Origin of the sequence: uncultured Pseudoteredinibacter sp. (assembly GCF_947500695.1) — a bacterium.
Lineage (GTDB): Bacteria > Pseudomonadota > Gammaproteobacteria > Pseudomonadales > Cellvibrionaceae > Pseudoteredinibacter.
Genome location: NZ_CANMSS010000007.1, coordinates 90,894 through 110,546, shown reverse-complemented (window position 1 = coordinate 110,546; position 19,653 = coordinate 90,894). Strand labels below are relative to the sequence as shown.

General features: G+C 45.6%; 16 protein-coding genes and 1 tRNA gene. 2 read left to right on the top strand and 15 right to left on the bottom strand.

All coding sequences use genetic code 11. From position 1 onward, the window contains the following. Window positions 1-8: 8 nt before the first annotated feature. On the top strand, window positions 9-1,682 hold the full coding sequence (locus Q1A08_RS13640; RefSeq protein ID WP_299773814.1) for an acyl-CoA dehydrogenase family protein: 1,674 nt from the start codon (window positions 9-11) through the stop codon (window positions 1,680-1,682). A 69-nt stretch (window positions 1,683-1,751) separates the two neighbouring features. Here Q1A08_RS13640 and Q1A08_RS13635 read toward each other — a convergent pair whose 3' ends face one another. The 6 genes from Q1A08_RS13635 to Q1A08_RS13610 all read right to left on the bottom strand — a co-directional run bounded on the left by Q1A08_RS13635 (window position 1,752) and on the right by Q1A08_RS13610 (window position 9,345). Beyond that, entirely contained in the window at window positions 1,752-3,743 is a 1,992-nt protein-coding gene (locus Q1A08_RS13635) for an alpha/beta fold hydrolase (RefSeq protein WP_299773812.1), read from the bottom strand. Window positions 3,744-3,896: 153 nt separating this feature from the next. Then, window positions 3,897-4,511, bottom strand: coding sequence for a hypothetical protein (locus tag Q1A08_RS13630; protein ID WP_299773810.1), 615 nt, complete (start codon window positions 4,509-4,511; stop codon window positions 3,897-3,899). Window positions 4,512-4,766: 255 nt separating this feature from the next. Further along, window positions 4,767-5,504 carry a 23S rRNA (guanosine(2251)-2'-O)-methyltransferase RlmB gene (gene rlmB, locus Q1A08_RS13625; RefSeq protein WP_299773809.1) on the bottom strand — a complete coding sequence of 246 codons (738 nt, stop codon included), beginning with the start codon at window positions 5,502-5,504 and terminating at the stop codon, window positions 4,767-4,769. A gap of 73 nt (window positions 5,505-5,577) precedes the next feature. Continuing rightward, window positions 5,578-8,124, bottom strand: a complete 2,547-nt coding sequence (gene rnr, locus Q1A08_RS13620; protein WP_299773807.1) for a ribonuclease R — start codon at window positions 8,122-8,124, stop codon at window positions 5,578-5,580. A gap of 77 nt (window positions 8,125-8,201) precedes the next feature. Beyond that, window positions 8,202-9,020 carry a putative metalloprotease CJM1_0395 family protein gene (locus Q1A08_RS13615; RefSeq protein ID WP_299773805.1) on the bottom strand — a complete coding sequence of 273 codons (819 nt, stop codon included), beginning with the start codon at window positions 9,018-9,020 and terminating at the stop codon, window positions 8,202-8,204. Window positions 9,021-9,048: 28 nt separating this feature from the next. Continuing rightward, the gene (locus tag Q1A08_RS13610; protein ID WP_299773803.1) at window positions 9,049-9,345 is read right to left on the bottom strand and encodes a hypothetical protein; all 297 of its coding nucleotides are present in this window, start codon (window positions 9,343-9,345) and stop codon (window positions 9,049-9,051) included. Between the two features lie 584 nt (window positions 9,346-9,929). Here Q1A08_RS13610 and Q1A08_RS13605 point away from each other — a divergent pair. Continuing rightward, window positions 9,930-10,016, top strand: a tRNA-Leu gene (locus tag Q1A08_RS13605). A 56-nt stretch (window positions 10,017-10,072) separates the two neighbouring features. On the opposite strand, the gene modC is transcribed toward Q1A08_RS13605, so the two are convergent. The 9 genes from modC to Q1A08_RS13560 all read right to left on the bottom strand — a co-directional run bounded on the left by modC (window position 10,073) and on the right by Q1A08_RS13560 (window position 19,634). Then, window positions 10,073-11,140: a molybdenum ABC transporter ATP-binding protein gene (modC, locus tag Q1A08_RS13600; protein ID WP_299773802.1), complete on the bottom strand. Its 1,068-nt coding sequence runs from the start codon at window positions 11,138-11,140 to the stop codon at window positions 10,073-10,075. A gap of 32 nt (window positions 11,141-11,172) precedes the next feature. After that, window positions 11,173-11,847, bottom strand: coding sequence for a molybdate ABC transporter permease subunit (gene modB / locus Q1A08_RS13595; RefSeq protein ID WP_299773801.1), 675 nt, complete (start codon window positions 11,845-11,847; stop codon window positions 11,173-11,175). Window positions 11,848-11,864: 17 nt separating this feature from the next. Beyond that, a complete protein-coding gene (locus Q1A08_RS13590; RefSeq protein ID WP_299773799.1) occupies window positions 11,865-12,965 on the bottom strand; it encodes an acyltransferase in 1,101 nt (366 codons plus the stop codon). Then, complete coding sequence (locus tag Q1A08_RS13585) at window positions 12,955-13,836, bottom strand: peptidylprolyl isomerase (protein ID WP_299773797.1); 882 nt, start codon at window positions 13,834-13,836, stop codon at window positions 12,955-12,957. The genes Q1A08_RS13590 and Q1A08_RS13585 overlap by 11 nt, the downstream gene beginning before the upstream one ends. A 67-nt stretch (window positions 13,837-13,903) precedes the next feature. Continuing rightward, entirely contained in the window at window positions 13,904-15,196 is a 1,293-nt protein-coding gene (locus Q1A08_RS13580) for a cadherin repeat domain-containing protein (protein ID WP_299773795.1), read from the bottom strand. Between the two features lie 238 nt (window positions 15,197-15,434). Next, entirely contained in the window at window positions 15,435-16,856 is a 1,422-nt protein-coding gene (locus Q1A08_RS13575) for a hypothetical protein (RefSeq protein ID WP_299773793.1), read from the bottom strand. Between the two features lie 674 nt (window positions 16,857-17,530). After that, window positions 17,531-18,061 (bottom strand): hypothetical protein, encoded by a 531-nt coding sequence (locus tag Q1A08_RS13570; RefSeq protein ID WP_299773791.1) that lies wholly within the window; start codon window positions 18,059-18,061, stop codon window positions 17,531-17,533. Then, on the bottom strand, window positions 18,058-18,606 hold the full coding sequence (gene gspM, locus Q1A08_RS13565; protein ID WP_299773789.1) for a type II secretion system protein GspM: 549 nt from the start codon (window positions 18,604-18,606) through the stop codon (window positions 18,058-18,060). The genes Q1A08_RS13570 and gspM overlap by 4 nt, the downstream gene beginning before the upstream one ends. Next, a complete protein-coding gene (locus tag Q1A08_RS13560; RefSeq protein ID WP_299773787.1) occupies window positions 18,603-19,634 on the bottom strand; it encodes a PilN domain-containing protein in 1,032 nt (343 codons plus the stop codon). Before Q1A08_RS13560 ends, gspM begins: the two co-directional genes overlap by 4 nt. Window positions 19,635-19,653 lie beyond the last annotated feature (19 nt).

Here is a 19,653-nt window from a genome sequence, read left to right as displayed (position 1 = left end):
AGACGATGATGAACCAGTATCCAATGGCCGAAAGCATAAAGGCCAATACCCACGAAGTAGAGAATATGCCAGTTGTTCTTGAAGACTATAACGTCTTTGATAACGACCCAGGTTTAAAGGAAGGAGTTGTTCGCGAAGGTGCCGAGTGGGCACTAGAACGAATGCAAAAATTTGGCGAAGTTTGTGGCAGTAAAGAAGCAATATTGGCGGGCACCCAAGCCAACCAAAACAAGCCTACATTACAAACCCATGATCGCTACGGACGTAGGGTAGACGAAGTTGAATTTCATCCCGCCTATCATCAACTGATGAAATCATCCTTTGAATATGGCATTGGCGGCTTGCCGTGGGCCGAACCTAAAGCTGGCGCGCACGTTGCTCGCGCGGCAAGCTTTTATATGCAGACCCAAGTAGAAGCCGGCCACCTTTGCCCTACCTGTATGACTTACGCCAGTGTACCCACCCTTAAAAAACAGCCTAATATTGCTGATACCTGGTTACCTAAAGTGATGTCATCTGGATACGATCCTCGCAATGTGTCCTACAAAGATAAGCAAAGCTTAACCATCGGCATGGCCATGACAGAAAAACAAGGCGGCTCGGATGTACGCCGCAATTCTACCCGCGCCTACCCTATTGGCGAGCGCGGTGCGGGCATGGAGTATGAGCTGGTAGGTCATAAGTTTTTTGTCTCTGCCCCGATGTGCGATGCTTTCTTAGTGCTTGCGCAGGCCGAAGGCGGAATATCATGCTTCTTAGTTCCACGCTGGCGCCCGGATGGCAGCAAAAACCCAATGCAGGTTATTCGCCTGAAGGACAAAATGGGCAATGTATCAAACGCATCAAGTGAAACAGAACTACGCGGTGCCTTTGGTTGGCTAATTGGTGAAGAAGGCCGTGGTATTGCCAATATTCTAGAAATGGTCGCCTGCACTCGCTTCGATTGTGTCAGTGGCAGCGCGGGGCAAATGCGCGCTCATATGTATCAAATTGTGCACCACACTAGCCAACGCGAAGCTTTTGGTAACCGTTTAGACAAACAACCCTTGATGCAAAATGTTTTGGCCGATCTAGCACTGGAGTCCGAAGCTGCAACGGCCATGGCCATGCGTCTTGGTCGCGGCATGGATGAATCCGGTTTAAACGAAGAAGCCGATATGTTTACCCGTATGGCAACCGCCGTATGCAAATATTGGATTTGCAAACGCACCCCAGGTCACGCTTATGAAGCCATGGAAGCCATCGGCGGCTCGGCGGTAATGGAAAACAGCTTGATGCCACGTTTCTATCGTGAGGCCCCCGTAAACTCGATTTGGGAAGGCAGTGGTAATGTACAGTGCTTGGACGTTTTGCGAGCTATGGGCCGTGAGCCTGGATCACTGGAAGCATTTATCGGTGAGCTAAACAAAGCCAAAGGCCAAGATAAACGTTTTGACACTCATCTAAATAGCTTGCTAAAACAATTTAGCGAATTGGATGATATCGAATACCGCGCCCGCCACGTAGTTGAGCAAATGGCTTTAGGCTTGCAGGGAAGTTTATTAATTCAAGCCGGCAATAGCTCTATCGCAGATGCATTTTGTGCAGGCCGGTTAGAAGGAAATTCTGGCAATACCTATGGCATGTTACCTAAAGGCGTTGATGTAGAAACTTTGATTGATCGTTGCCGGATAACGGCATAGTTGTCATAAAAAGGGGCGCTCGTTGCGCCCCTTTTATGTTCAGGTTTTTGTTAACTCTATGTTCGTGGTTTAAGGAGCTATATTGGCATTTAAAAATCCAATAACTTCTTGGTAAAGTTTTACTCTATCTTTGTCGTTATAAACACCATGCCCAGCACGACCAAAAACCATCCACTTAGGTTTATTACCAGCATTCTCTAGCGCTTTTTTCATGGACTTCCCATGTTCAATTGGAGCTCTTTTGTCTTCCCCCCCGTGAACCAATAGAACTTCTGCTTTAATTTTTTCAGCATTATTGACCGGCGATTGCTCAGCCATGGCTGCTTTATCTGTGCCAAGTACCTTTGTTAAAAACCCAGGACCAACACGCATTTCAGGTATATCTCCAGACTCAAACATCATATTTAAGTCATATACCCCGACATAGCCCACTGCACATTTAAATAAATCAGGAGCTCTCGACGCCGCGGCCATTGAGGAGAAACCTCCATAACTCGAACCAAAAATACAAACTTTATCGGAGTCTGCATAACCCTGCTCTACCAAAGCCTTGGTTGCGTCGATTACATCATCAACCATAGCCTTACCCCACTGCTTATACCCTGATCTTTCAAATTTGACGCCATATCCGCCACTGCCACGAAAGTTCAATTGCAGCACATTAAAGCCGCTATAGGATAAAAGCTGAGCCCGGCTATCATAGGACCAATAATCTCGCACCCCATGGGGGCCGCCATGAGGCACAACAACTAGAGGGGCTTTTTTCTTTTGGCTATCTGCAAGCGTCAAATAGCCTGCCATTTGCAGACCATCCCTAGCTTCGAATTGCATCGCCTGCATGGGTCTCATAGTATTTGGATCGACCCATGATCTTGCAGCCATTAGAAAATCTGCTTTTTTAGTTTGCGTATCAAATAAAAAATACTCACCTGGATTAACATCCGCATTGACGAAAGCAACAATATAGCGACCATCAAATGAATAGTCTTCAAAGCTAACTCGCTGCCCTTTAAATGCCTTAGCTAGCATTTTGTGATTTTTGGCGAATGGATGATCCAAATACTGATATTTCGGTAAGTCAGGCTCATGTATTGCCGCTACCGGTGTTCTGCTAAGCGGATCAACAATCCAGTTACTCACGTCTCCATTTTCAGTATCGAACAGCGGTACTATTGCGCCATCACTTGGCGACCAACTATAAATAGTGAAAAACCCACTTTGAAAATCTCGTGCTCGTATATAGATCTCACTTCCCGCGTTATTCACACCAACTACTCTTGGATCCGTAAACCCTGGCGGAAGCGGTGCTTCAGACCAAGAACTTGATGCAGAATCACGATAGAAAACTTCAAGTACAGTATTCTTCTTTTGGTGAGTGTATACGTGAAGCTTACCATCTAGTGAGGCTACAGGGTCAGCTCCAGGGGTAGGCAAAGTTTCAAGCTTATATCGCTTTCCGGAATATACATTGAGCTTTGAAACTGAGGGCGCAATATTCCTTAAATCATAGAGAAATTTACCAACCGGGCTTAGAGGGTGCTCAACGATTAAAACATTTTTAGGGTCATTTATTAGTGGACTAATAAATTCTACAGCAGCATTTATGTCTCTTTTATTGTTTAATCTAGAACCTGTTTTCCCTTTATCAACCCCAGCACCATAGATCAGCTTACGTCGACTATTATCTTTATTGATCGCCCACATTCCACCCATTACTGGGTTCTCAGTACTTACGATTTTTCTGGCAAACTGATATACAATTCTTTCATCGTTTGCCCAGTAATAGTCGTAGATTATATCCCCATTGCTCGCCTTAACCGCCCCACTAGGCTTACCACTAGCGATATCCACAAACATCAACAGCATATCTTCACCTTGGCGCACACGTGCCGCCAGCGAGCTGCCATCGGGGGAAATTTTTACATCAAGGTAGTCGCCCTTTTTAACGAAGTGGGCAATTTCTTTATCTGTGGGTAGCTTTGCATAGCTAATTGAGGCGCTAATGCAAGCTGCTAAAAACAAAAGGAACGAGTATGTACGATAAACATACGATCTATGCATGGTAATCTCCCTATCAAATACATCCATCTTATGGCAGTTGCTAAGACTAGCAATAGAACCATAGTTTGGAAATAGGGAAACTAAAAATTGATTGGGCGCTCACAACTGCTTAGTTTTTGAGCACCCCAATTAACAACAAAAAGAGCTATTTACTTAAGAACCCATTTTCTTGGCTTCTGCGTAGCTAACCTTTTTCACAGTTTTGCGCTTGCCTGAGTAAACATCTAAACGGCTTAGGGTTACTGGGCGCTCTTTAGCACGCAAGTAATTATTCAAACCGTCTTTTTTGAGTGGATACTCGGCCACTAAAACCAGCTTCTTCTCACCGGGTAAGGTGTCAACAATTTCTAACTGGGCTTTAACTTCCTTACGCTTATTGATTCGAGTATCACGCTTAAAACGCTCCAAACCATAACCATAGATTTGCTTACGATTACTACCGTCTTTATCCATCGCATATACCATCACCAATCCATTAATTGCACCAGCTTTATCAGAAGCCAGCTTGATTTGATAGACAACACGGTCATTATCAACCCAGCGATACCAATCAATCATTGCATCACGAGGCTTGGCAAACTCGGTAATCGCCTTTTTAGCTTTGGCATCTACAACCAATATACGCTCGGCATTGGCCTCACCGGCCATCCTCGCAATAAAGTGTGATTGATCAGGTGATTGTTGAATATCGCTTAGACCATTCCCCGCCCAAGCTTGGGACAATGGAATTATTAAAGCGGCTACTATTGCATAAATGGTACGTTTCATCGGGACCTTCCTCCAGGTGCTGTTTGCACAATGTCGTTATTTAATAGCTTAGACGAGGCTTTTAAAAATAATGACACAGGAAATTATGAAATAAATGCCATTTATTCGAATATAGGTTCAGTTGAATTCAGGCTGCGGCAAATTGCAGTACTGCAGCCCCTACGCGGAGGAATAGTGATGAAATTTAACTTTAAAAACGCAGAAAAGGAAGCTATACCTCCTTTTCAAATCACCTAATTTAAGAGATTAGGCTTATTAGTTGCGCTGACGAACAGCCTCAAACAGGCACACTCCTGTTGCTACAGAGACGTTCAAGCTGCTGACTTCGCCTGCCATAGGAATGTTAATCAAAGAGTCACAGCACTCACGAGTAAGTCGTCGCATACCCTTGCCCTCAGCTCCCATTACCAAGGCCATAGGTCCAGTTAGGTCACTTTGGTATACCTCTACATCGGCTTCACCGGCAGTACCGATTATCCAAACGCCTTTTTCTTGCAACGCTTTTAAGGTGCGCGATAGGTTGGTGACACTAATATAAGGCAACACCTCGGCGGCACCACAGGCTACTTTGCGGGCAGTATCATTAAGGCTAGCCGAGTTATCTTTAGGTGCAATAATAGCCTGCACACCCGCTGCTTCGGCGGTACGCAAACATGCGCCTAAGTTGTGCGGGTCGGTAACACCATCTAAAACCAATAAAAAAGCAGGAACGCTTAAATCATCGATAAGCTCATATAGGTATTTCTCATCATGAAGCTTCCCTGGTTTAGCGAAGGCAATAACCCCCTGGTGATTCCCTTCTACTTTCTCGTCAAGTTGCTTTCGACTGACTGACGTTACGGGGACAGACATCTTCTGCGCTGACGCCAATATCTTTTGCAGACGTTGATCGTTGCGATTTTTTAGCACCCACAATTCATTGACTCTTTGTGGGCTGGATTTCAATAAAGCTTGCACAGCATGCAAGCCAAAGATAGTTTCTAGTTTTGCCATTTTTATTTCTAACTCAATCTTCAGCGCTAGTATTTACCCGAAAATTTTGGATAAATACCCCCCTATCAAAAGCTCACTTACGTTTATTAGGGGCCGCTGATTTCTTTACTTTCTTCTGATGCTTTTTAGAGGCCGAAGCGCTTTTTGCTTTACGTACTTTATTACCTTTACTAGGCTTTTTCTTTGCGGGGGCCTTTGCCGCACCTTCTTTTCCTTTTGCAGACTTCGACTTTTTGCGTGGTTTTCGCTCTTCATCGTCCGCCAAATCGCGTAGCTTCTGCATATTTGATTTGGTATCAATTTTACCGCCGGTCTTGCGCTTTTTCTTGCTGCCCTTTCTATCACTGCCCTGGAGGCGCTCCACCAACTCCAAATCGACCTTGCGCTCATCTAGATCGACACGGGCAACTTGCACCCGAAGCTCGTCACCTAAACGGAAAACTTGACGGCTTTTTTCACCAATTAATCGATGCTGGGCGGCCTCAAAATGATAGTAATCATGGGGTAGCGCACTAATATGCACCAAACCCTCGACATAAATATCTTTAAGCTCTACAAAAATACCAAAGCCTGTTACTGCATTGATAATACCTTCAAAAGTCTCACCAACCCGATCTTGTAGATACTCGCATTTTAACCAACTGACTACATCGCGACTCGCCTCATCGGCTCGACGCTCGTAGCTCGAGCAGCTTTCACCAAGGCCGAGCATTGCCGCTGTGTCATAGGGGTAAATTGCAGCCTTACTAATCGCCTTAGCACCTTTTACTTTTTGCACTGGCGGCTTACTAAACAAGGCTAACAATTGCTGACCTAAGCCCCCACGCCCACGAATTACCGAACGTATTGCGCGGTGAACGAGTAAGTCGGGGTATCGGCGAATTGGCGAGGTAAAGTGAGCATAGGCTGGATAGCACAAGCCAAAATGCCCCTTATTATCTGGGCTATAAACGGCTTGTTTCATGCTACGCAGCATGACCGTTTGAATTAAGCCCGCCTCAGGCCTGTCTGCAATCGATTGCAGTAGCTGCTGAAAATCTGAGGACTTTGGCTGCAAACGTCCACCAAGGCTAAGCCCCATTTCCCCTAGGAAATCACGTAGATTCTCTAGCTTTTCCTCACCCGGGCCTTCGTGAACCCTGTATAGGGCTGGTAATTCAAGCTTTTCCAAAAAGCGCGCGGCGCAAACATTGGCGCACAGCATACATTCTTCAATAAGCTTATGAGCATCGTTACGCTCAACTGGCACAATCTCTTCGATTTTTCGGTCTTCATCAAAAAGAATACGTGTTTCAGTTGTCTCAAAATCGATAGCACCACGCTCACTGCGGTTCTCACGCAGCACTTTGTATAAATCATGCAAGGCATCAAGATAAGGTAATAGCTGGGTGCGTGCCTTGCGAGGGCCACTTTGCGGATTTCCACGCTCATCTAGAATGCGACCGACTTCGGTATAGGTCAGGCGAGCATGGGAGTGAATTAAACCCTCATAAAACTGATAGCCACTTACCCGCCCCTTTGCGCTAATGGTCATTTCACAGACCATCGCCAAACGATCTACATCGGGGTTTAAGGAACACAAACCATTAGAAATTGCCTCAGGCAGCATAGGCACGACGTGGTCAGGAAAATAAACCGAGGTGCCACGGGTTTGTGCTTCTCTATCTAGAGTTGAACCCAAAGTGACATAATGAGATACATCAGCAATGGCCACGTACAAACGCCAGCCCTTGGTCTTATTGTTGGGTATACAGAGTACAGCATCGTCGAAATCACGCGCATCTTCGCCATCGATAGTAACAAAGGGCAAATCTCGCAAATCGACGCGGTGCTGTTTATCTTCTTCTGCGACCTCACTATCTAAAGCCGCCGCTTCAGCGCTCACATCACTTGGCCAGAGGTGCGGAATTCCATGAGAACGAATCGCAACATCGATTTCCATTCCAGGTGCCATATGATCACCCAACACCTCTAAAACTCGACCGGCGGGGTGTTGGCGCCTATCCGGTTGTTGAGTGATTTCAACAACAACATACTGCCCAGGCTCTGCCGAAGCAGTTTCATCGGCAGGGATCATGACATCATGAATTAAGCGCGCATTATCTGGGCGAACAAAGTTGACGCCACTTTCGGCATAAAAACGCCCCACAACCTGATGGGTATTACGCGCGATAACCTCAACAATATGCCCTTCTCGCTTGCCGCGATAGCCTTTACCGCTATCGCGCACCAACACTTCATCGCCGTCAAATACCTTGCGCATCTGGCGACCTGCTAAATAAAGGTCATCCCCACCATTAGCCGGAATAACAAAGCCGAAACCATCTTTATGGCCATGCACACGTCCTTTAATAAGATCAAGGTGATCAACTGGGCCATAGGCCCAGCGCCGGTTGCGCATTAGCTGCCCGTCCCGCTCCATAGCTATCAAGCGCCTACGTAATGCTTCGATAGACTCTTCATCGCTGAGTTCTAATAGCTTACAAAGCTCTGGGTGGGTTAGTGGCCCTGGTGCTTTATCCAGCTTTTTTAGGATAAATTCCCGGCTGGGTATTGGGTTAGCGTAATTTTGGGCTTCACGCTCCGCATGAGGGTCATGCGATTGTTTGTTTTTTGACAAAATTGGGTCCCGCTAAGGGGCTCATATAGAAATGATGAGCCTATCAATTGAATAAGCTCATTATAGGTGATTAGGCCTTAGCTGACACGATTTATCAGTTGCCCGATATTCGCCGAGGCGCCACCATTCTGGATGCCCACCAAGGTTTGGGTAAGCTCAAAGCTCTTGCGATTCAATTCCGCCTGGCTAATGCGCTGTTCTTCCACGCTTTGCTTTTCACGCTCTAAAGAATCCTTCTTATCTTCCATAGCCGCTTGTTCAGCTTTGATCTTGGCCTCTTCTTCCTTAGCTCGGCGTTCGGCCTCTGCAAGTAGTGTAATTTCCCTCAGCGCCTGCTGTTCTAGCTGCGCTGCACGAGCGGCGACTCTCCTGTCTTGACCGGAAGGCTCGGCTGGGGCCAGTGCAGCTCGCTGTACTTTACGAGCATTCTCTAAGGTTGCTTTCGGGTCTCCAGCTACCTCTTGAATGGCAATAGGCACCTCACCGCCAACTGCATAGTTTTTGCCGTCAGGGCCTTTCTCATATTGATAGCTGGGCGCACCTGCCAGCTCACCGCCGACATTGGCATGGGCCTGCTCATGATCGCGTACCTCTCTATCGCGAGCTGCAAGCTTCTGAATCAGCTCAAGCTCTTGATTACTTAGTGGCTCGCCATCAATGCCTTTTTGTCCTTGCGCATTACCTTTATTTTCTTCGCCATCAGCCTCAAGCGTGTCGCCTGAAGTTTCATTGCTTCGAGCTCGGCGTTGATTTTTTTCAGTCTTGTTGGATTCATCAACTGGGCGAATGGTACTCTGCTGAGCATCAGGGTTCGCTTCACCGGTAGGTTTATTCACAGGCGATTCAAATGGGCTTACCGTATTGGGCAAGCTTGGCTGAGGACTAAAACTGATCATGACAGCCTCCTACTTTCACAGCGTTCGCTCAAGCACTAACATCCAGTAATGCACCAATCGTGCGATCACTGACTTCAATGACCTTCGCAGAAGCATCAAACAGTCGCTGGGATTCTTTCAGTTGAATAATAGGCTGCGCCAAGGGCTCTAAAGTGTCGCTTGTTGATTCTGGTCTTTCACCAGGCTTTTCAAGCGAACTAATATCGGCCGGCCCGTTCAAACGTTCAGGGCTCGCGATAGACTCCGCCGCTTCCACAGCACTCGCCTGGCTCCGCTGCAAGCCTTGCTGCGCAATACTAAAGCTATTACCCGTATTGATATTCATAAACACTCCTAGCTACAGAAAACCCATACAGCAAGCAGATGGATTTCGGGCTTTATGTCTATATAGTAATCAACAATGGCTATGAAAACGGCCAAACTTAATACCGTTTGGCGGAAGTTTACGACGAGCTGTAATCGAATTTAGCACGCGAGCTGTTTTAAAAACTTGTCGTTATAAGCTGCTTATTCTTAGCTCTAAAATAATTGACAGCCCCAAATGAAATCAATATGATGCGCGGCCTTGGATTTGAGATCCAAATGCCCAGGTGGTGAAATTGGTAGACGATGTGCAGGAAGCATGAATGTCACGAAGGCAGGAGCCGAGAGCGACGATGTGCAGGAAGCATGAATGTCACGAAGGCAGGAGCCGAAAGTGACCACGCTAGGCAATCGATAGATTGCTAAAGGGTGAATCCAATCGGGCGTTAAAGAAACCACACAGCTTTGCCCAGGTGGTGAAATTGGTAGACGATGCGCAGGAAGCGCGAGTGTCACGAAGGCAGGAGCCGAGAGTGACCACGCTAGGCAATCGATAGATTGCTAAAGGGTGAATCCAATCGGGCTTTAAAGAAACCACACAGCTTTGCCCAGGTGGTGAAATTGGTAGACACGCTAGCTTCAGGTGCTAGTGCCCTCACGGGCGTGGAGGTTCAAGTCCTCTCCTGGGCACCAAATCTAAAAAGCCGAGCTAAATGCTCGGTTTTTGCTTTCCCTTTTAAAATAAAGCCTTAGGCCACAATTGCAGCGGCCTTAATCTGAGCCCACAAATCAAGCCCAGCCTCCAAAGACATCTGTTGCGCTGAAAAGCGACTAATGCTCGCCCACAACCGCTGTCCAGATACATCTAATAGAACGTCAATACTGAAATCGTCGGGCATTTCCTGTAATGAAATTACAGTAGCCGGCAAGAGATTCAAAATACTGCTTCGCTCTGGCCTTTCAAGACTTAAGCTAACATCCTTAGCCGATATACAAAGATTAACAGCACTGCCAATTCGCTCGCCTGAATCTTTTAGGCGAAGCTGCCGCCCAGCAATATCCAACACCTGCATCCCCCACTTCGGCTCTTTAGCAACCACCTTCGCGGCGAATACAACTTCTTTCGCCAAAGCTGTATCACCGGGAAACAGGGAAGAATAAATATCCTCACTTAATGTGTAGCGTCCCTGCTCTACCATCAATACTCTATCCGCCAATTTTGCGAGCTCTCTCTTCGAGTGAGTGACATACAGGATACAGCTTTGCAATTCTGATTTAATAAGTTCGATATAAGGTAATAACTCAGCTTTGCGATTGTCATCAAGTGCGGATAAAGGTTCATCCAACAGCAATAAATCAGGCTGGGTCAGAAGTGCTCGCGCCAAGGCGACCCTCTGTTTTTCTCCACCGGACAATTGTACGGGGTAGCGATCTAGGCAGTCTCCGACGCCCATCAGCTCGATAACTTTCTGGAATTCAACATTATCGCTAGTCGCTTTTTTATTCCACTGATTGCGACGCTTTAAAGCAAACAAAATATTTTGCTTAGCTGTTAAGTGAGGCAATAAATTTGCCTCTTGCATAACATAAGCTAAGTTGCGTTTGTGTGTTTGCTTAAAGTGGGCCTTATCCTGCCAAATCTCATCTTTATAACTTATATACGCACCGGAATAAACATTTAGTCCAGCGATGGCTCTTAGCAGACTGGTTTTACCAGCACCCGACTCGCCATACACTGCACACAAACCTTGTATGGGTATAGCCTCATCTATACTGAGCCTTAGGCTAGAGTTAATCTCGCAGTCAATTTTAAGCACCAGGCCACTTGTACTTGTCCCGACCTCTCTCATTAATTCTGCCCACCTTTAAATGCGGGGGTTGCACTTTCTTTAACAAGCCAAGATTCGGAAAAACGAGACATTAAAAGTAAAAGACAAAAAGAGCTTAATAGTAACAATGCAGAAAGTTTATGCGCCGAGGGATAGTCACCCACTTCCACAAGTTCATATAGTAGTACTGACAGCACTTGTGTTTCGCCAGGAATATTACCACCTATCATTAAAATCACACCAAATTCACCTAGGGTATGAGCAAAGCCGATAATAGCAGCGGCAATAAATCCGTTCCGAGCTAAAGGAAGGGTAACACTAAAGAAACGATCTAAGGGGCCCGCGCCCATTATCGCCGCCAACTCATAATGACTATTTTCAATAGCCATTATGGAATTGCGTATTGGTTGATATACAAAAGGCAAGGAATAGATAACCGATCCAATCACCAATCCCTCAAAGGTGAACGCCAGCTGCCAGCTGGCTAACGGCCCTTGCGGTGATAGAAACAATAAGAGATAAAACCCAATAACGGTTGGCGGTAAAACCAAAGGCAACATCATTACCGTGTTGACTAAATTTTGAAGAATGCCCTGCTTGGGGAGAACTAAGTATATAAAAGTCGCAATAAACAGAAGCAATACTGTACTCAGCAAAGCCAATTTAACACTTAGCAGTATCGCCTCAAGCATCATCCTGCCTTAAACCTTTGTTATCTAAACAGACGCATGCAGGGAAGCTCTAACAATCGGTAGCTCAGATGCGCCAATACAACAGTTATGGCTAATGTTGCCAGCAGGGATATTAACATAGAACCAAAACCCTGATCGGTATTCTCAATATGAAGAGAGAGGAACTGCAGCACCGGATAATGCCATAGGTATATACCGAAACTGATATCGCCCAAATACTGCAGCACTTTTGACGACAGCAAGCGAACTTCATAAAACTTAAGCCTTACAACAATAACCGTTAAACATACAGCCACCATTGCTGGCCAAACTAGAAGCAAAAGGCCCCCACTCCAATAGCTAGCCAAATTTAGTTTAAGCAGTACAAGCAGACCTACAAAACCTACAATGGCAAAATTGAAAGCCAGCCCCCCAGATAAGAACGTTATTGCTTTACTTTTACCCGAAAGAGCAACCGCCAACCCAAGGCAAAACGTAAACATAACACCAGGCAATGCATCCAAAACATAAATTTTAGACGCATAGTTCTCCAAATCATAATAGCTAAATACAGCCAAACGCCAGCAAATAGTAAGCAGCAAACCAAATAACAGCAGATATATCAGCGAGCGGCTACGAAATACTACAGCCATGAAGGGCAAAAGCAGATAAAAAGTAAACTCTACAGGCAAAGTCCACCAAACCGGGTTTATAGGCATATCCATCCATGGAGGCAGGTTAATAAGCAATAAAGCATGCCGAATAAAATGCCACGTACCTTCAAGCTCGAAAGCAATACCGGCAACGGATGCCAGCGCCACCAACAGCAATAACTGCAACCAAAACGCTGGGAAAATTCGTAGAAAACGCCGCCTTAGATAGTCAAAATAAGACGAAATATTTAGCTCTTTGTCTTTCCAAGCTTCACCAAGCAACACTGCAGAAAGAATAAAGAACACAGGAACGCCCAGCCAGCCAAAATCTAGCGGGGCTAAAACAGAAAAACTGACACCAGCAAAAGAGACGGTTGTCAGTTTTTGAGCTTGGCTAAAGAAGCCAATGGCTGAGCCCCAGTGGAAGAGCAATACGGATATCGCTGCTAGGGCTCTTAGGCCGTGGAGGGAGTGATATTTATTTTTCACCGCTAATTGGAGCTATAGCTTTATGTTGATGAAGGAATGTATTAAATGATGCCTCATTAACGTTCGGCCCCTTTTCCGATCGAGTACGATCTATAATTTCACCCCTAAAACGTTGTCGAACTGCCGGCTTCAGCTGATCAATTATAGAATCTACCACTTCGTCAAAAGCTTTAATTCGTGCTTCTTTTCTTGCGGTAACCTTGAGGATATGCGTTCCGAACCGTGTAGTAAATGGCTCTGAAACCTCACCAACCGGACTAGAAAAAGCCTTCTTCTCAAACGGCGGTACCATTTGCCCTTTTACGATGTAACCCAGGTTGCCTTTATTTTGAACAGCGCTTGGATCCTGGGAATATTTAGCTGCCAGCGCTTCAAAGTCTCCACCAGCCTTCAACTCAGCCAACACACTCTCCATCTGATCTTTCGGATTTTCACCCTTAATCAGTATATGTGAGACTTCTACGGTTTCGGTAGATAAATATCTCGATTTGTTAGCCAAATACTCTTCTTTTGCCATGCCTCTCCAGTCGACTCCATCAATACGTTTATCAACTTTATGGTTAATAAATGCGTTCATATAGGAGCGCTGCTCTGATAACTTAAGCTCCCACTCAAGCTCGCCTTTATTCAGCAAATTAGCGTGCAAACCTTGATTGGCTAATCGCCGCGTAAGATAAAGGGTTTCGACTATTTGGGTTAAGGTTTTTGGCGATGCTAAAACTGACTTTTGCTGCTCTTCAGGCACTTGAGTCTTAACATACATCTCAATATCAGCACTGCTGATTTTTACGCCGTTACCTTCAAGCAAAACTCCAGCACCTACTGCAGCTGACATTAGTGTAGAGGACAGAATAATTATAGATTTTTTCATTTATTTCTCTCAAAAAAAAGCGCTGGCAAACTGCCAGCGCTTTTAGCCTCAAATGACTTCCTTAAAGTTAAGGAGTGCCTTTCGTATAAATCGCTCGGTACACATCACACTGACCAGTATTACAGTTTTGATTCTCTACATTTAAGTAGTAGGTAGTGTTCACATCCAAACCGCAGGTACGGAAATCACCTGTGCCTGTCTGGCGGAATTTGACGACTGTAGTCGAATTACCTGTAGAATGGCACTCAGTATAGGTGGTATTGGTTGACAAGTCATCAGCAATACCAGGGCAAGTAGACAACCAAACGTTACGCGTAACGTGCGAGTTACCCGTTGTAGAAGCAATAGCTATTTGTCCTGAGTACGTTGGGTTAGTCGAGGTATTGAGTGGAATCGAAGTCACCTTACTTGGAGTCATCGTTACCCGATCTTGCGTACCTGGGGTCGCAAGATTAATAGCGGCTTTTAATTCCACGTTAGATGGGGTCGGGCCGCACGCACCGCCGCCGCCACCGGTAGGCGCGCTCACATTAACTGTGATAGTAGGTGAAGTGGTTTGTAAAACAGGTGAGCCCGTATCAGCTGCAATTACAGCAAGGCTATATGAACTCTTAACTGAATGGTTTGCAGCTTGGGTCAGACTTAGGACACCTGAGCCGTTGATACTAAATGCGGCGGCATCAGCCCCCGTCAACGAGTAAGTGATGCCAGTTTCAACATCTGTCGCAGTAATAGTTCCAATTGTACCAGAGGCTCCATTAGCGATGGTATAGCTATATTGGTTACCTGCTGCAAAAGTAGGCGCTGTATTTGCCGGTGCCGAGCCATCTGTAATTTCAACGCGCACTAAAGTTTGAGCTGTTCTAGGTGTACCACCACTGTCATTATCGCTGGCTTGAAGGCCAAGAAAGTGTACATTATTGCCGCCGTTTACAAATACCGCCCCATTCGGGTCAGTAAATGTAATTTCACCGGTGGGAGAGACTTCAAAAAGATTGCCAGCATCAGTTAGCTCAGTGAAGGAAATGGTACCAGAATCATCGTCACCATCCATAGCCTCAACAGTGCCTACTGTGGTAGCTCCATCTGCGACTGAGAAATTTTGTGTCGATAACTTAAAAACAGGATCATAGTCGTTGTTACCGCTATCGGTATCAGCGATTGGTTGTACATAGTCAAGTAAAAATGCCGGTTCAGTAGTTAAAACAACGCTATTGTTAGAGTGCTGAACCTGAATATTATTAAAGTTACTACCACCGGGTGCGTTATAGGTTACACCATTGATAGTTAATGTTGTTGCGGCCAATTGCAACGGTAGAGCCGTCGCCATTACACCAAGAATTGAAGATAGCTTATGCATTATTTACCCTCTATATAGATCACACTCTGCGGCGATACTTTAAAATCATCCATTTGAGCCACCCAGATTAGTCCTCTGGAATAACGTATAGTTCCATACTGCTAATTCTGGTTGACTACAACAGCTTTGTCTAGCCGCAACTTCGCCACTTATCAAAGATAAATGCCAGCCATCAAAAGCCAGACACAAAAAAGCGCGGCATATAGCCGCGCTTTTTTAAGATACTAACTTACTACTATTAAGGAGTAAGAGTAACAGTACCTTTGTGAGTAACGCTACCAGCGTAGTTGGCCAATACACCACCTACAGAACCGTTAACGTACTTCTGAGCAGCAAAACCAATCACTGGAAGACCATTAATGTGAGTGGTACCTACTGGAGCTGAGCTAGCTGGAGCTAGACGGTTGTTAGTTGCATCAACAGTCATGCCCAAAGTCAACCAACCAGTATCATGAACAACATCCAACTTACGAGTTACACGATCAGAAGCATGCAGAACGTCAGAGCTATTGAAGTTGATTACGTTAGCTTCGTAGCACAAAGATATTGGAGCTGCACCTGGAGGAGTTGGAGAGAAGTCCAACGCATCAGGAGCTACGCCTTGCTCTTCACGGTTATAGTAAGTAATGCTAATTGGCTCACAAGCTTGGGTATTAGTTGCACTCCAAGGCACTGTAAACGGTGCAGTTGCTGGAGTAGAGTCAACGTACTCACGCTTAGTTGGGAAGGTTACAACCCAAGAAGTTTCAGCGTTAACACCAGAAGCTAAAACGAAATCGTTCGCAATAGAAGATTTCTGGATAGCTGCAGAAACAGCATCAATACCATCTACGAAAGACAAAGTAGTTGCAGCACCATCGGTGAATACTACAGCATCAGCAGGGCTCGCATTGTTCAAAGAAGGCAACAAGCTACCTGGATCAGTGTGGTTAACAGTGTCGTTAAATGCATCTAGAGCTACAGCATCATAAGTCACGTCAGTACCAGCGGCACCATCGATCAACACACCATAACCGTATAGACCACCAGCAGGCTCAGTCAAAGCCAGAGTTGCAGGCACAGCGCGGAATGCACCGCCAGCGTTCCAAGCAGCAGCAACAGCGGCACAATTAGCAGGAACACTGTTAGAGCCGTGTTTGATGTTAGCAGACATTGCCGCTGTAGCAGCGTTACCAGCATCATTGAACTCGGCCATTTCGATGATTTCTACGTAACCTTCACGAGTACGATCAGTGCCCTTGTTCTTGCTGTCAGACTGGTATTCGAAGTTACGGAAAGCAACCGCAGGACCAGCAACACCTGGAGTAGTAGCAGCCAAAGACTGAGGTACAGTACAAGAGGTATCTGAAGTTTGAACCTGAGCACCATCTGCCGTAGCAGTGATAGCAGCAGACCAGTGATCCTGTGGAGATAGGTATAAGTTAAAGTCAAGAACTTCCTGAGAGTTCATGGCTTCCAAGAAACGAACCTTAACAGCTTTGGTTTTGTCAGTGGTATTAACAACACTGATCAATGTAGCCTGACCACCTTCTACAGTATAGAAAGGATAGATCAGAACTTCACCTTCACCATCAGGGTTTACGTGTACTGCCTGAGCGGAATTAATGCCAGTTAAACCAGCCGCTGCCGCCAGCGCTAAAGGTAACAGTTTTTTCTTCATTTATGTTGCTCCTAGGTTTACAACAATTTTAGTTTTCTCTTTAACACAACTGCATAAAGCACATTTATGCAGCACTCCCTACTGAATAAAACAGCGTACTGGGCATTACCGCATAATTCACATAGCATCAGCCATGTAAACACGGGGGTGTAAAATAACATAGCAACTATAGCTAAACAACTGAATTTTTTATCAATTCATGGATTTAGCTATTTTTTTTGTCGCTTAACGCTATTCCACACAAAACTTGTTTCGCAAGCACTATTTGAATCACTAATTAGAGCTGAATAGTGTGCCAAACGACCATCTTTGACAGATAGCTTTTCACCTTATAGAACGAAGAGCAGCTTAGCCCCCTCAATCAACAAAGTGGAATTTAATTCAAAACAAAAGCAATCATACTATAGACCGCATCATGTCGATCACAAGTATCAATGCTAAATATTACAGTTTTGTTTAAAGCGATAAATTGATTTATAGCACAGAGAGGTAAAATATCCGCGCTCTCTTACAAAGTGCCACCCGGCCTCTATTACTTATATTTATCACGCTGCCGATTGCCGCTGCATACTACTAAATCGCCACAAAACTTACAAGCAACTACAGATTGGCAAGGTAACCCCCTGAAAAACATAGGATTTCCCAGCTCAACTCACACAAACTTAATTATAAGCTTAACGATTCCTGCTCTTTTTACCGCCATTTTCAGACTTAGCCTTGTCTACAGGCTCTTCCAAGCTTAAATACTCATAGCGACCATTCTTAGCAAAGCGCAATTGATTCCCTGAAAGCTTCTGCAACTTCCAGCCAAATATCTCTTCACCAAGCTTCACTCGCCCCTTGCCTTTGACCCCGGAAATCATTGCTCCTGAGGCATAAACACCCAGCACCCTGATCCTAGACAAGTCACCAGTACCAGAATCTACAGGCTCCTCCTCAGGAACTGTCTCAATCACAGCAGGTTTTCGCCCTCGCCAAAACAAAGGCCTCTCGTTAATTATATTAGCGTCCACCAGTGGCTCCCTATCTTCAACGACCAGTGGCGTCATCGCACTCTCCGCCGGCAGTACAGCTCCTGGAACAGGCGTGACCCACACCTTATATACGCACCATAAGAGCAACGCTAAAAATGAAACAATAGAAATCAATAAAATACGATCAAGCAACTTGGGGAAGCCCATAGAAGTTATGCTGTTTAAATTCATGGCCTAGTCCTCAACGCCAATACACTCACCCTGAGACTTACACTTTGCGGGCCATTCCGGCGTGATCTAGCAGGGCTAATTTGAGCGCTGGAGATAATTACCCTTGGCTCTAAGTCATGCAAGCCCTGCAACAAGCTTGGCAAAGATGGCATTTCGCCTTTAATTGTCATATTAATGGCGAGTTGCTGGTAACCCTCACCTTCAACTACAGGCAATATCTGGCTACCCGCTACCGACATGCCATGCTCCGATGCAAGCGCACGAACTTTGCGCTGCAATTCAGCAGCGGCGGCATCTGCACCACCGGACGCGGATAGCGATAGCTGCTCTAAACTGGCCCTAACCTGCCGATCAGCTTCTATAAAACGCTGCTCGCTATTTTTCATTCCCACAAATCGAGCCATTAGCGGCTGCAAACGTATAATCTCTGCCGAATATTCGAAGTAGCGGGAAACAAAATGCCCCCAAACTAAAGCTATCACTAGAAGGGCAACTGCGGCGATGACGATAAGAAACCGACCAAATCGGCGCTGCACTATGCTCACTTTTCACCCTCCAAAACCCTAAACTCAGGGTCTAGGCTAACATCCAAAGTAAACACTTCTCTACCAGAGGCGTTATCACGACGAATGCCGCCACGCTGCTTAACTTGCGAAAACTGCTCTAGTTGCGATAACTGCTGTATAAACGCTGTGGCATCTTCAGCATAGCCAGTTATCTGCAGCTTCAACCCCTTCAGGTTAAAATTCCGCAACCAGACATCATCAGCTGCCTGCTGAGTAAGAAGCTGCAAATAGTAGCTAGGCTCGGGGTGTTCGCCTATTAACACATTAAACCTATCCATAAGATCGTTAGCACTAGCCAAGGTTTCCCTAGCTGCTACAGCCGATGCGGAATCACGCTTAAGATCTTGAAACTGTTGTTGGACCTTTTCCATTTGAATAAAGCGAAACCCAGACACCATTGCAGGCGCAACGCATGCCAATAGCACGATCACAAAACACTTAAAGGCAACCTTTTTAATGGAGCCCAAATACCTTTGCCGGCGCCTATTTTCCTCAAAGCCTTCCATCAAAACTAGACTGGAAGAAGTTCGCGCCCATAATTCTTCAGCACCATCTATCGAGGCAATAGCCGCTCGAGCATCAGCTTTATGAGTTATTAACAAATCAACACTTAAGCTACTTTGTTCGCGCTTGGCCACACGCCACCCCATAACAGTATCCGCTTCCGGAAACGGGCTATTAGCTGCAGCCTCTAACAACATGACTTCAGGTAAATCGGCCTCTACCGCAATAGGCAACTGAATAGTTTTTGAAAGTACAGCGCTATCGGCCAAACAAACGGCTTGGGTTTCAATTTTGCGATCATCTCTAGCCAATCTTTGATCACCACGGTATATGCCTATTTCTTGCAAGCTATCGGCATCATAAAGGCGAACAGGCTCCTCGAAAGCTCGCAGTAAAGGCGAGTCCCGGTCCCAAAGAAGCTCACGCCAAGCCAAGCGTAACCAAGCAAAAGCATTACTCAAATCATAGCCAAATAGGCTTAAATTATTCGTCTCAAGTTTCATTTAATCAAATCGTTAAACA

What these genes read in the sequence shown, in the direction of transcription:
- Q1A08_RS13640 (WP_299773814.1), top strand. Translation starts at nt 9, where the DNA reads ATGAACCAGTATCCAATGGCCGAAAGCATAAAGGCCAATACCCACGAA.
- Q1A08_RS13635 (WP_299773812.1), bottom strand. Translation starts at nt 3,743, where the DNA reads ATGCATAGATCGTATGTTTATCGTACATACTCGTTCCTTTTGTTTTTA.
- Q1A08_RS13630 (WP_299773810.1), bottom strand. Translation starts at nt 4,511, where the DNA reads ATGAAACGTACCATTTATGCAATAGTAGCCGCTTTAATAATTCCATTG.
- rlmB (WP_299773809.1), bottom strand. Translation starts at nt 5,504, where the DNA reads ATGGCAAAACTAGAAACTATCTTTGGCTTGCATGCTGTGCAAGCTTTA.
- Q1A08_RS13615 (WP_299773805.1), bottom strand. Translation starts at nt 9,020, where the DNA reads ATGATCAGTTTTAGTCCTCAGCCAAGCTTGCCCAATACGGTAAGCCCA.
- Q1A08_RS13610 (WP_299773803.1), bottom strand. Translation starts at nt 9,345, where the DNA reads ATGAATATCAATACGGGTAATAGCTTTAGTATTGCGCAGCAAGGCTTG.
- modB (WP_299773801.1), bottom strand. Translation starts at nt 11,847, where the DNA reads ATGATGCTTGAGGCGATACTGCTAAGTGTTAAATTGGCTTTGCTGAGT.
- Q1A08_RS13585 (WP_299773797.1), bottom strand. Translation starts at nt 13,836, where the DNA reads ATGAAAAAATCTATAATTATTCTGTCCTCTACACTAATGTCAGCTGCA.
- Q1A08_RS13580 (WP_299773795.1), bottom strand. Translation starts at nt 15,196, where the DNA reads ATGCATAAGCTATCTTCAATTCTTGGTGTAATGGCGACGGCTCTACCG.
- Q1A08_RS13575 (WP_299773793.1), bottom strand. Translation starts at nt 16,856, where the DNA reads ATGAAGAAAAAACTGTTACCTTTAGCGCTGGCGGCAGCGGCTGGTTTA.
- Q1A08_RS13570 (WP_299773791.1), bottom strand. Translation starts at nt 18,061, where the DNA reads ATGAATTTAAACAGCATAACTTCTATGGGCTTCCCCAAGTTGCTTGAT.
- Q1A08_RS13560 (WP_299773787.1), bottom strand. Translation starts at nt 19,634, where the DNA reads ATGAAACTTGAGACGAATAATTTAAGCCTATTTGGCTATGATTTGAGT.